We start from the raw sequence: 13,812 nt of genomic DNA, 5'->3' as shown, positions 1-13,812 counted from the left end.
TCGATTGTAATCAGCCTTTGACTGAACCAAGTAATACTCCACTCGTAAAATGCCTTTGCAAGAATGGATAAATCATTAATATGGGAACAACCGTAATCATGACGGCAGCCATTTTTAACGCCTCCGTAGGAATCAAGCTGCTAATATCAGCCCCCACCTCAGATGCATCTGGAACATTCAGCATCGTTTGTAATACCGCCTGTAAAGGATGTTTCTTAACGTCCGATATATAGAGGATGGCTTCAAAAAAGGTGTTCCAGTGATATACCGCATAAAACAACCCAATCGTGGCGATGGCCGGCATTGATAGCGGAATTACGATTTTGTATAAAATTTTTAATTCCGAGGCACCGTCGATCATGGCCGCCTCTTCCAATTCCAGCGGCAACTCCTCAAAAAAGCTTTTCATCACTAGCAAATTAAAAATGCTGACGGTTCCATGGAAGATCAGGGCACCGTATGTGTCAAGCAAGCCTAGATATTTAACCAGCATGAATTGAGGGATGAGCCCTCCCTGGAAAATCATTGTGAAGAAACAAATAAATATAATGACATTTCTGCCGGGAAGTGATTTTTTCGCCAGACCGTAGGCAAGCAGTATGGTAAGTAACAGCCCTAGGATGGTGGCGGTAGTTGTAATAAAAACAGAGTTCATGAATGCTCTCGGTATCAATTCGTTTCCAAAAAGTTCCCTATATGCCTCAAAAGTAGCATGTTTGGGAATGATAACAAAACCGCCGTTCTTTACTAATTCCGTATAAGGGGTCAACGATACGGAAAAAACATATACCAAAGGAAATAGTGCGGCAACCCCTGCAATAGTCAGATAGAAATAATTAAAGATATTGAAAACGATCCGACCCCATGTTAATTTCAACTTCATCCCCCCTTACCATATTCCGGAATCTCCATATTTTTTCGCCAATTTATTCGCTCCAACGACAAGGAATAACCCGATAACGGATTTGAACAACCCAACAGCGGTTGCTAGACTGAAGCGATTTTCCGCAATTCCCGCTCTATAAACCCATGTATCGATAATATCTGCAGTTTCGTATACAAGAGGATTGTACATGGCGTAAATTTGCGTGAAACCCGCATCTAATATATTTCCTATTCTTAAGATCAGCATCAAAACAATAACATTACGGATTCCCGGAAGGGTAATATGCCAGGTCTGGCGCCATTTGCCAGCACCGTCCATGACTGCCGCCTCGTACAGCTGCATGTCAATCGACGTTAAGGCAGCCAAATAAATAATTGCCCCCCAACCCACATCCCTCCACATATCTGAGAAAACCAGTATCCATCGAAACCAGCCGTTTGAAGTCAGAAATTGAATGGGGTCCATACCCCAGTCTTTTAATACGAAATTAATCAATCCAGTTGTAGGCGACAGGAAAGCGATGACCAATCCGTAAATGATAACCCAAGATAAAAAGTGAGGCATGTAAGTTAACGTCTGAATGACTCTCTTAAACCATACTTTTCTAATTTCGTTCAGTAGTAAAGCAAGAATGACATCGGGAATCATTCCAAAGATGATTTTTAAGACGCTGATGACAATTGTATTCTTAACTAATCGCCAAAAATCGGGATCACGAAAAAATTCCATAAACCATTTGAAGCCTACCCAACTGCTACCGCTTATTCCTTTAAAGGGCTTATAGTCCTGAAAAGAAATGATAATCCCATACATCGATCCATATTTAAATAGCAGGATATAAAGAAGCCCTGGGAAAATGAAAAGATATCGATATCGATATTTATACAATATTTTTAAAAAGTTAGGACCACCTTTCCCCCTAGTAGATAAGTTGCTTATTTTCTGTGTAGCACTTCCACTCATAAAGTCCTCCTGTTCATAAAGTCCTCCTGTAATTTTTGGTGTTACGAACAAGACCAATTTTAGCATCAGTAGCGAAGTATTAGCGTTCATATTTTATAGAAAATACTTCGTTATTTTTAGATTAGCCATCGATCGATCCCACTTAAAACAAAAAAAAATGAATCTTTTACCAAAAGGACAAAAAGCTTTTCTACTGAGATATGAGATATAATTGGCATACTTAGAAAAGGAGCGCTACATTATGCGAGTTAGACTGCATTTAAATATCACGATCAAAATCTTTATATTAAGCTTCCTTTCCATGTCCATCCTGATCTTCTTGCTTGGATATGTCTCACAAGAATATGTAAAAAGTCAATTTAAAAAACAGCAAACCGTTTATGTCACCCAGTCCTTGGAACGTACGAACGTTTACTTGAATCAATTCATGAAAGACATTCAAAAAATGATGCTATTTTTATCAAAAGATAGCCGTTTGATTTCTAGTGAACATCAGGAAATCATAAAGCTGTTAGAGAACTATAAACTTCAGTGGAATCAGGATATCAAAAACATTTACATCATATCCCAAGATCAACATGTGGACGGAACATCAGCCTATTTATGGGATATCGGCAATAAAATTCAGACTGAAGATACTTATCGGCGTACCATTTTAAGCGACTCTTCCTTTCTATGGACGGAGCCTTACAACTCTTTAGTTTCCGACTATACGGTGACGGTTACCGTCAAGCTCTTGGACTCTAAAGGGGCAACTGTCGGGGTGTTGGCGGCTGATTTGGATCTCTCCAATATCATTGCCAATCCGAAGAATAGCATTTTTGATTCGAAGGAAGATTTATTGATTCTCAGTCGACAAAACCACCCTTTATCCATCAATAGCTCTTATATTGGGTATAACGTATTTGAAAGAAAATATTATATTACAGGTTTACCGGAAAATACCATCATAAATACTAATCTCAACGAATGGACGGAGATCGATCAAGCAGGGAACCCGTTTTTCATAGCAAGGACCACTAACAACCTTTGGGGCTGGCAAATTTTCGCCGTGGTCAAAGAAGAACAATTGATCAAGTCTATACGCTTCCTGCATACTTTTGCCATAATCATTAGCCTGTTAGGACTAGTCTTATCGCTTGTCATTTCTTATTATTTAGCCCGATACATTACCCGTCCGATGAAAAAACTGATCACACAAATGAAAAAAGTGAGCCTTGGTGATTTCCAGACCCAAATCTCTTTACCTTATCGGGATGAATTAGGCATTCTGGTCGGAACCTTTAACAGCATGGTAAAACGAGTAAAAATACTAATGGATGAATTAATATACACCGAGAAAAGAAAAAAGTATTATGAGCTGAAGGTGCTTCAATCTCAAATCCAACCTCATTTTCTTTATAACACTCTAAATTCGGTTAGTTATTTGGCCAAACACGGGAAAACGAACGATGTGGATCATATGATTACCAGTTTAGTCCATTTACTTCATTTTCATTTAGATAAAGTCGACGAGCATGTTGCCATAAGCCAAGAAATCGAAGGAATCAGACATTATGCTTATTTACTATCTGTTCGTTATCCGGATACCTTTTTCGTAGAATACGATATCGATGACTCGCTGTTGAACGCTTTAATACCAAAGCTTACGATACAGCCCCTGATTGAAAATGCACTATTTCACGGCATTCTACCTAAAGGTACCTCAGGTTCGATTGTCATCTGCGGTGAAGTAAAAGAAAATATCATTGTGATCAAAGTATCGGATGATGGGGTCGGAATGGCTAAAGAACAAGCCTCCTCAGTGTTCTCGCAAGCCCGGAACGACGAAAAAAAAGGGTATTATCATATGGGGATCTGCAACATTCATGAACGATTGAAATTGTATTTTGGAGATCCATACGGTTTATCTATAACAAGCACCCTCAATCAAGGTACCATTATCGAAATTCAGCTTCCTATGACGACTCATATTGAGAAAGCTCAGTAAATGTAAAAGGCGGTCTTGCTAAGATGAACGCTACGAATATGCAAATTAAAGTTTTATTAGTCGATGATGAATACATGGTGTTGGCTACACTTCAGCAGGAAATACCTTGGGATGAACTTGGCATGGAGGTGGTAGCAACTGCAGTAAATGGGCAACAGGCCTTGGAGAAATGTGCCGCTTACTTGCCGGATTTAATTATTACTGACATTTCCATGCCCGTCATGAATGGGATCGAACTGATGAAAGCCATCAAACGAGATTTTCACAATGTTCGTTTTGCCATTTTGACTGCCCATAAAGACTTCGTTTATGCTCAGGAAGCGGTTAGCCTCGGAGCGCTAGCCTATGTGTTGAAAACACCGGTGAATACGCACGAAATGATACAAACGTTGGAAAAATGCAAAAATAGCATCATTCAAGAGAACCAAATGAACAACCGGGCAATACAGGCTGATCGAATCATGGACCAGCATATATGGGATGTTCGCCAGCGAATGCTGCGTGATATTATGGCTGGACTTTACATGTCAGAAAAAGAAATTGAATATCTTTTCGGAGAATCTGAGCCTCATTTGCCAGATCAACCCTTCACAATCGTAGCGCTTTATGTCACCATTCGGAAGCTGAACCGCTTTTTTTCACAATATCCTGAAAACGACATCACATTAATTAAATTTACGTTCAATCAAACCGTACACGAAATTTTTCGCGAGATTGGTTATGGAGGTATACTCCCTCATCAGTCAGGGGCCCAATTTATCGTGTTTAAACTTCCCAAAGGAGCCAGCAAAATGGCTTTGGAATCATTGATTCGCCAGGTGCACGATCGAATGAACCAATGGTTTCAAAAATTTTTTTCTGTACATGTGAACATTGGGGTAAGCTCATATGGAGTGGACTATACACAATTAAAGAAGCAATTAATAGAGGCAAAGTGTGCCGAGGAAACAACCTTCTATAATCCCAAAAAATCACTCTTATATTATCATGAATACCGTGGAATGATCAGTAATTCGTTCAACTGGACATCATTGGAAAAAGTTTTACGTTCAAAATGGTCCTGTTCCAATGTAAATGATCGAATGGAAGGGATGCAGGTTCTGAATCGATTCATTGTTGAAAACCACCCCAAACCATCAGCTATAAAAAGTAAAATTATTCATTTACTAGAAGATTTGAACATACCTTTGACTCAACGTGAATGGAAGCTTTTGTCGGATAATTGCTCCATAACTGAATGGTTTGAGGACCTTGAAACAGTTTTTAGCCGCACACCAAAAAGTGATTTTCACTTTCAGGAAGACCTACATGAGGATATCCATAGAGCAATTGAATACATTCACCAGCATCTTGATGAAGACATTACCTTAACTAAAATTGCCGAACATATTCATATGAATTCCAGTTATTTAAGCCAACTTTTCAAACTGCAAACGGGTGAAAATTTTATTAATTATTTAACGTTGCAAAGAATAGAAAAAGCAAAAACATATATAACCGGGTCCAGCCTTAAAAATTACCAACTAGCCGAAAAAGTCGGCTTTATTAATTATCCTCATTTTTGCACAGTATTTAGAAAGATTACCGGAATGACACCAAACGAATTTAGACAAAGTATGAAAAAGTAAGTAAGTAACATTTAACTTTGGGTCACTCTTGGAAGTGTAATTATCTCGGTTCTCTTCGTTTGTCGTCAGAGGATTCACTAAAACAAATAAATCCTTGTTCAACAATTCTGACAAAGGAGGTCGATTATGAATAGTTACTTTTGTGTTCAGTGTAATTTAGTACATTTACGATTTTATTCAACCAAGGAAACAGTTTTCAAATCTGGCTTCTACTATGTCAATTCAACTTTGTACAATGTTGGTTTATGTAATAAGCACATAAACATGTAATTACAAATAGAAGATCCAACGATAATTAACTCATTCCTGCGTCAGGAGTGAGCTTCTTTATTTTGGTTAATCTATTAAATCAATCTTCCATCACTTGCGAAAGCAGGCTGATATCATGTTTTGCTGCGGTGATCGGAAGCAGCTCCATATGATAAAACTCCATTAAATATTTAATCAACTCAGCACCCAAATTAAGGGCAAGACAGCTTTATAATCATTTCCTCTTGCTAATAATCCAACATAATATACTTTAGGGATATTATTACAATACCGTAGCTTCAGTAATGAACTAAACTGCCAGTAAGCACAACAGGCCACCGAGTTTATCACCGGCAGCCTGCTTGATCTTTGTTATGGAGCTCTCGTTATCCGTTAGTCCCGGTTTCTGGTCCTTTGCCAAATACTTACCCGATAGGTTAAGTTTCATCTCACAACAGCAGCAGGCTTGCCAGTACAACGATGCTACCATTACTGCTTTGTTCTAGTTTACGGAGCTTTTAATCTAAACGTACTGCTCCGGTAAAGCTTTAATAATCTCTTCATATTTTAGAGCGATTGTGATTTCCAAAATATGAACTGGATTTTGATGAGCGTAGGCTAACAGCAGTTCTTTATTAAACTCGTCATCGTTCATTTTCAAGCTTTTTCGGATTAACTCCATCATTGCTTTTTGACTTCTCGTATTCAATTGCTCAATTTTCTCAACAGCCAATTCAATTTCACTCTCCATAACTACACTCCTAAGTCAGATTCGTTTGAGTTCTAACATAGTAATTCGGTGTTGTTCCGCGCTTTGTGGCTTGCAGCGTTGTGTAATCCGTAGGGATGAGTGACACCGTCTAATCCGCCTTATCAGCTTGCTTTTCTCAATGTAGTTAATCCCTTCTATCATTTATTTAATGTCATTAATAACCAAAAAAAGCCGCGATTTACGCGACTTTTGTCATTGTATCTACTATTAAAGGGTAAATACGTGATTACCAATAGTAATCTTGGCGGGTCTCTTTTTGCTCCAAGATGCCTGGGCAATATCAGGATTGTAAAAATAAAGGGCCCCAGTTGTTGGATCCAAACCATTCAAAGCGGCTTTTGCCGCGCGGTAGGCTGACAAATTTGGTTTAAGGTTAAACTGGCCATCATCAACGGCTGAAAATTGACCTGGTTGATGAATAACCTCAGTGATGGAATCAGGAAATTTTTCGGACTGGACTCGATTAAGTACGACAGCTCCCACGGCAACTTGTCCTAAAAAGGACTCCCCTCGGGCTTCAGAATGAATTATTCGCGCCATTTCGTCCAGCACCGACTGTTTGGGTGAAATCGTATTTTTTAGTTTAGAGAGAGTTAAGGAATCGGCTTCACCATCAACTGACAAGCCATAGCTGGCTTGAAATTTCTTTACAGCATTCTTAGTCTGGTTACCGTAATAACCGGTAATTCCTGTTTTAAAGTAACCGAGTGCGCTTAATCGTTCTTGCAAATCCAGTACTTGGTCACTTTGTGTGCCTTGTCCTAACGATTGAGCACCAACCGGTGCGGCCATCCACATTATACCAAGGGAACAGACACAGATAAGAGCTTGTAGTTTCTTCTTCATGTTCAAGATAACCTCCTCTTCCTTTTACGCGCCGCACATGGCAACGAATGCAGCATTACAAATTTAGGGGTGTTGATCCGACTCAAGATGTCGCCTTACGCGCTCGAAAAATGGGGAACAGCACCAAGCTGTCCCTATAAACTTCGGGAGAAACACCAATTAAGGGTCGCAAATCACAAAAAAGAGCTCTGCCAATATACTAGCTCCTCCACTATCGTTCGCCGTTAGTACAATAGCAAAAAGAAACCCACCAGCTTCGGGCTGAGGGTCTAAGTATAAATATTAAAGGTGGTTGACAATTAATTTTAGGTATAATTCATCAAATCCCCATCGCTGCTAGGGTTGAATTAGTCTCTGCACCTTGACTATACGGCCCTTCCACAATGGATCCAGTGCCTTGATATTCACGCCTTCACCGCTTGGGTTTGAATGAATCATGATTTCCTGCCCCTGATCGTCGGTGCCCATATAGAGACCTACATGGTCTATACCCTCCCGACTGGAAACCACATCAAAGAAAATCAGGTCACCTTTGCGAGCGTTTTCAAATGAAATTGTTTTTCCTATTTGGCTTTGCAATTTTGAAGTCCGAGGTAAAGCAATACCATGTTTACCAAAAATGTATTGCATAAAGGATGAACAATCAAATAGTCCATCATTCTCGTACTCAGCACCAAATTTATAAGGAATGCCAAGATATTCTTTTCCAGTAGCAATGATTGCTTCTGCCTTTACTTCCCAAGCGGGGATAACTTTTACAGTTCGAAAGAGTGTATATTGTGGTTGGGTAGTTACAAAGCCAACAACGCCTTCTGCAGCTTTTACCTTCGCCCATGTTGTTCCAGTTACACGTTCAATGACTCTGAATTCTTCTCCTGGAGCAAAATAACGGATACGATCGAATTGCGTTCCCGGGCCTGAACGAAAATTGATCCCCGTTTCGTTTATATTTATACCGATTTCATAAGCGTATCCGACCTCCACGTTCTCGACAATGGTTGTTAATTGGGATGTTTCTGCGTAAGCCGAGCTTGTACCGATCAACAGAGACAGAACCATTATCCAAAGGATCAATACTTTCTTCATTGAGAACTCCTTCCATGTGCATGTATTTGGGCTTTAACCGTTTTTCCATTCGGTTGTCCCATGATGAATCTTATGCATGGAATTGTTCATAGAGAAGCCTTAAACGCGTGGTAATTTTATCCATCAACTATTCAATTCTACTGCCCGTTAGTTGAGTGAAGGGCTGCCAACGGCAGTCACGTTCAAGTGACAAAGTTAATTTGTTAGAACTAGGACCAATATCACTGGAACTGTAACTACCCAATGGTAAAATTAGGTATTGTAATATATTTTACGAAAATCAAGGAGGTAGTACATGGGAGAACAAAAAACAAGTTATGGTCTGCTGATTCGTCCAAAAGGTTTGACTGAAGCTGTTACACCTTACGACTGGTTCAAGAAAATGAGAAGTGAAACTCCTGTTGCGTTCGACGCCGAAAGGAATTGCTGGGACGTATTTAGTTATGAAGAGGTTCAAACCGTGCTTCAAACCTACAAATCCTTTAGCTCCCAAAGAAATGGGCTTATGCCTACTCTACTAGACTTGGATCCTCCGACCCATCGCAAATACCGCAACATAGTAAGCGAGGCCTTTACCCCCAAAGCTGTACAAGATCTGACACCGCAAATTTCCAAAATAACACAGGAATTACTTGAAACCGTCAAAGGCAAACAGGAGATCGATATCGTCGCAGATATAGCCAATCCTTTGCCGGTTATCGTCATAGCTTATATGCTCGGAGTCCCGAATGAAGACCGTAAAACATTTAAAAGATGGTCCGATCTCTTAGTTGCAGGATCACATTCCCAGTCTCCCGAAGAGATGATGAAATTAGTTAACGAACAACGTAAAGCGGTAGCGGAGCTTTGTACATACTTCCACAATATAGTTGAACATCGAAGAAGGCAGCCTAAAAATGATTTGGTTTCCACCTTAATAGCGGCCCAAGTAAACGGAGAGCAATTAAGCATCGAAGATTTATTAAGCTTCTGTCTTCTAATTCTAGTAGCAGGGAATGAAACGACTACAAATTTAATTACGAACGCGATGCTTACCTTTTTTGAGCACCCCGATATTTTAAATCAATTATATAAGGATCCCTCATTAATTCCTGCTGCCATTGAAGAAGTTCTTCGTTACCGCGCCCCTGTACATAGTATGAACCGATTTGTTGTAGAAGATATTGAGCTAAGAGGAATGAAATTGAAGAAAGGACAGGAGGTTATGGCCTGGATCGGTTCTGCTAACCGAGATGAAACTGTTTTTACTGACCCCGATTTATTTAACCTTTCTCGTTCATCGAATCCTTACCTATCCTTTGGCAGCGGCGTACATTTCTGTCTAGGATCACAGCTTGCCAAATTAGAAGCGAATATAAGTATTACAGAAATACTGAAGACCTTGCCCTTGATGAAGTTAGATAATCGCAAGGAGTTGCGGCTTATTTCGAGTACGTTTGTACACGGATACAAGGAGCTTCCGGTAATAGTCGGTTGAAAATAAGAATGGATAGAGTTTCAGAGAAGAGCTCTGAATTCTATTCATTCTTTTGTTCTTTACAGCAACATCCAGTAAAATAAAATTTCACTTGTATTATTGAACATTGAAATATTATTTTGTATGCTAAAGGCAGCCGGAATTTTTTATAACATTTGCCAAAAGAAAGGAAGAAAGGAGTAGACGCGTTTATTCGGCTTTCATGTAAGCGAATACATAATAAGAAGGAAGTGAGTCCCATTGAAGAAATCCGATCAAAGTCGCACAGCATCAATCCCTTTTACCATGGCCTTATTATTGTTCTTGAGCACAATTATGTTCGGTGTACCCGTTGCTAGCGCGGACACAGAGTCTGCTTTGAGCGCAGATGTGCAGGCGCTAGCCGGCGTTCAGGCCGCCGCCGGTGTGGAAGGCTTTGAGCAAACGGCTAATCTCTTCTCGTCCTCGGCGAAGGCGACGGCAAGCATCGGACTTATCAGCCGACCGGAAACGATTTATTACGGCTATCATGCTGTTAAATTATCCTACGATTTTACCGGCACGACCGGAACGTCGGCGGCTTACGTCAACTTCAAGGATCCGGATGGCACAACGGGCAGAACGCTGCAGGGACTTCCAAAGAAACTTGGCCTCTGGGTGTACGGCGACGGCAACAACCATTGGCTACGCGCTCAAGTCAAAGATTCGGCTGGAACTGTCTCAGCGCTTGACTTCACCAGCAGCAACGGGCTGAACTGGACCGGCTGGAAGTACATCACTGTATCCGTTCCGAACTCGCTGAGAGCTCCGGTCAAGCTTAATCAAATCTATGTCGCGGAGACAAAAGACAATAACAAAAACAAAGGTGCGCTATATTTTGACCAGCTGACGGCGTTTTACACAGATTCGACTGTTTACGGGCTCGATTTGGCGGATCTGCCTCTTCTTCAGATTGGCGAATCGAAGAAGGCGCAAGTATTCGCGACTTACCAGAATGCAGCGGAGCCGGTCCCCGTTACAAGCGGGCTATCCTTCCGCAGTAGCAACGAGCAGGTCGCAACCGTCGACGCAAACGGCACAGTCCGGGCGCTGCAGTCAGGCACATCGACGATCTATGCCTCCTATGGGACGGCTCCTGAAGCATCCTACGTGCTGACCGTCTCATCAAGCGCAGCCGTGCCATCTAGAATAGAGCAATCTTCCTTGGAGAAGCTGGAATCTGGCTCTACGAACAAAATTCGCCTGTACGCAGTGTACCCAGACATGACCGAACCCGTTACCGTACTGAGCGGAGCAACGTATGAAAGCAGCGTTCCTGATGTTGCAACCGTCGATGCCGATGGCGTGGTGAAAGCCGTAAAACCTGGAACGACAATGATCACAATGTCCTATAAAGGCGTCTCAACGGCTTATACGCTGAATGTAAACGCCCCTGTACCGGTATTGCAGAGCATCCAACTGACAGAGCTCCACACGATGACGGTTGGCGATGCCTTGCAGGCGAAGGTGCTTGGCACCTACACATGGCTTCCCGAGCAAGTTGAGCTGACAAGCGGCGTTACGTATACGAGCAGCAGCCCAGCGGTCGCCTCCGTGAGTGTAAGCGGTGTTGTTACGGCGCTGAAATTCGGCACCTCCCGGATTACCGTGACATATGGCGGGAAAACGAGCGATTTCTACTTGGTGGTGAACAAAGTGGCCGCCATTCCGAAGTCTGAGCTGAGAGCGGCGTGGATCGCTACAGTCGACAATATAGACTGGCCGGAAAAAGGCGTAACGGACCCGGAGCAGCAAAAGCGCGATTTCACAAAGCTGCTGGATCAGCTGCAAACTACGGGGATCAACGCGGTTATCGTGCAAGTAAAACCGACTGCGGATTCCTTTTACCCTTCCCAATTCGGTCCTTGGTCGGAATGGCTGACTGGCGTGCAGGGCAAGGATCCCGGCTATAACCCGCTTTCGTTCATGCTGGAGGAAGTACATAAGCGAAATATGGAGTTCCACGCTTGGTTCAACCCGTACAGGATCAGCCTGGAGGATCGTCTCGATAAACTGGTGCCGGATCACCCTGCGCGCCAGCATCCGGACTGGGTCGTTTCGTATGGCGGGAAGTTGTATTTCAACCCGGGAATTCCGGAAGCGAAGCAATTCATCAAGGACGGCATTATGGAAGTCGTGAAAAATTACGATATCGACGCAGTTCATTTTGACGATTATTTCTATCCGTACCCGGTCAGCGGTGTCGACTTCCCCGACCAGGATGCTTTCCAGAAATACGGCGCGGGCTTTGCAAGCAAAGCGGACTGGAGACGTAACAACGTCAATTCGTTCGTACAGGAGATAAGCACCACAATCAAGCAGGAGAAAAACTACGTCAAATTCGGTATCAGTCCGTTCGGCATATGGAAAAACAAAGGGGTAGATCCGGCAGGCTCCGAAACGAACGGTCTCAGCAGCTACGACGCCATCTATGCGGACTCGAAAAAATGGGTTGACCAGCAGTGGATCGATTACATCACACCGCAAATCTATTGGTACATGGGCTATTCGCCAGCCGCCTACGACAAGCTGATCGAATGGTGGAACGGCGTAGTTGCCGGCAAAAACGTTCACCTCTACAGCGGCCAGGCCACCTACCGCATCGGCTCAAATGATCCGGGTTGGCTGAACCCGAACGAAATGCCTGACCAAGTAAGCTATAATCGCAATTTCGGCAACGTCAAAGGCAGCATCTTCTTCAGTGCCCAATGGCTGCCGGCTAATCCGTTGGGCTTTACGGACCGGTTAAAGACCGATCTCTACCGCTACCCGTCACTTGTCCCTGCGATGCCTTGGCTTGACGATCAAGCGCCGAACACCCCTGTTCTCGCTTCCGCCATCCGCAAACCATCTGGCATGGTGCTGACTTGGGCGAATGGTACAGCAGACGCAGCCTACTATGTTGTCTATCGTTTCGAAGGCGATACGGCAGGAAGCCTTCAGGATGCGTCGAAGATCGTCACTACCGTCCGCAAGCAGGAGGGCGCGAAGGGATCGTTCGTCGACCGGACTGCCGTTGAAAGCGCGCGGTATACTTATGTCATTACCGCTGTGGACCGCCTCCACAACGAAAGTGCGGCCAGCAACGCAATTGCGATAACGAACGTACTTGATGTGACAGCACCAGTGACGACGGCAACCGTTGAAGGAACGATGCATAACGGCTGGTACGTTTCGGAGGCGACCGTTAAGCTTACGGCAACGGACGACCTGACTGGCGTCAGTTCCACGCTATACAGCACCGACAACGGCGCAAGCTGGCGGCCGTACGGCGGGCCTGTTACCGTTGAGGCCGACGGCGAAACTCACCTTCTTTACCGGTCCGAGGATGCTGCCGGCAACGTGGAACAAACGAAAAGCACAGAAATTCGCATCGACCGGTCGACCCCAGTGATTCAAATCAACGGCGGGACCACTTACTCCGTAGACCAAACCGTTCAAATAAAATGTACCGCTTCCGATACGGTTTCGGGCCTCGTCTATAATCCGTGCACCGCGCTCCTTGTCGATGTTCCGGCCTATGAGCTCGGTCTTGGCTCGCATGTCGTGACCATCGACGTTCAAGATGCTGCGGGCAACGCAGCATCCGCATCGTTTACGTACACTGTGCAGACGACCGTTAGTTCCGTGGTGAACGTAACCCGTACATTTGTGTCAGGACCGGGAGCAGACGGGGTTACGAACTCGCTTGTGAAAAAGCTTGAGCACGGAAATTACGATGCTTTCATCAATGAAGTGCAGGCACAAACGGGCAAAAGGCTGACGACCCACCAGGCTGATGTCTTGATCCGTTTGGCTGCGTCTCTGCAATAAATCGTAATATAGTTAATAACTCCCTTGTTCCGTCTGGAACAAGGGAGTTTAATATTCGAGTTTTTGTGTTTACAAATGAATCTT

9 protein-coding genes are annotated in these 13,812 nt (G+C 43.2%); 4 read left to right on the top strand and 5 right to left on the bottom strand.

The window, feature by feature from the left end:
- Positions 1-10 precede the first annotated feature (10 nt).
- Both AC58QC_RS11560 and AC58QC_RS11555 read right to left on the bottom strand, forming a co-directional pair.
- Positions 11-877 (bottom strand): carbohydrate ABC transporter permease, encoded by an 867-nt coding sequence (locus AC58QC_RS11560; RefSeq protein ID WP_497415290.1) that lies wholly within the window; start codon positions 875-877, stop codon positions 11-13.
- Between the two features lie 12 nt (positions 878-889).
- The gene (locus tag AC58QC_RS11555) at positions 890-1,849 is read right to left on the bottom strand and encodes an ABC transporter permease (RefSeq protein WP_497415289.1); all 960 of its coding nucleotides are present in this window, start codon (positions 1,847-1,849) and stop codon (positions 890-892) included.
- A 241-nt stretch (positions 1,850-2,090) separates the two neighbouring features.
- Between AC58QC_RS11555 and AC58QC_RS11550 the strand changes: the two genes are divergently transcribed.
- Positions 2,091-3,839: a sensor histidine kinase gene (locus AC58QC_RS11550; RefSeq protein ID WP_497415288.1), complete on the top strand. Its 1,749-nt coding sequence runs from the start codon at positions 2,091-2,093 to the stop codon at positions 3,837-3,839.
- Positions 3,840-3,862: 23 nt separating this feature from the next.
- Entirely contained in the window at positions 3,863-5,467 is a 1,605-nt protein-coding gene (locus AC58QC_RS11545) for a response regulator transcription factor (RefSeq protein ID WP_497415287.1), read from the top strand.
- A gap of 772 nt (positions 5,468-6,239) precedes the next feature.
- On the opposite strand, the gene AC58QC_RS11540 is transcribed toward AC58QC_RS11545, so the two are convergent.
- From AC58QC_RS11540 to AC58QC_RS11530, 3 genes are all read right to left on the bottom strand, one after another.
- Positions 6,240-6,467 (bottom strand): hypothetical protein, encoded by a 228-nt coding sequence (locus tag AC58QC_RS11540; protein WP_028554780.1) that lies wholly within the window; start codon positions 6,465-6,467, stop codon positions 6,240-6,242.
- A gap of 228 nt (positions 6,468-6,695) precedes the next feature.
- The gene (locus tag AC58QC_RS11535) at positions 6,696-7,334 is read right to left on the bottom strand and encodes a cell wall hydrolase (protein WP_497415286.1); all 639 of its coding nucleotides are present in this window, start codon (positions 7,332-7,334) and stop codon (positions 6,696-6,698) included.
- A 336-nt stretch (positions 7,335-7,670) separates the two neighbouring features.
- Positions 7,671-8,420, bottom strand: coding sequence for a C40 family peptidase (locus tag AC58QC_RS11530; RefSeq protein ID WP_497415285.1), 750 nt, complete (start codon positions 8,418-8,420; stop codon positions 7,671-7,673).
- Positions 8,421-8,715: 295 nt separating this feature from the next.
- Between AC58QC_RS11530 and AC58QC_RS11525 the strand changes: the two genes are divergently transcribed.
- Both AC58QC_RS11525 and AC58QC_RS11520 read left to right on the top strand, forming a co-directional pair.
- Positions 8,716-9,897, top strand: a complete 1,182-nt coding sequence (locus AC58QC_RS11525) for a cytochrome P450 (protein WP_497415284.1) — start codon at positions 8,716-8,718, stop codon at positions 9,895-9,897.
- A gap of 240 nt (positions 9,898-10,137) precedes the next feature.
- On the top strand, positions 10,138-13,728 hold the full coding sequence (locus AC58QC_RS11520; protein WP_497415283.1) for a glycoside hydrolase family 10-like protein: 3,591 nt from the start codon (positions 10,138-10,140) through the stop codon (positions 13,726-13,728).
- Positions 13,729-13,812: the final 84 nt, after the last annotated feature.

The sequence above is a fragment of the Paenibacillus sp. J22P51 genome (assembly GCF_059692215.1).
Note: the sequence above shows the minus strand (reverse complement) of the source record. Positions and strands in the feature narration are given on the sequence as shown.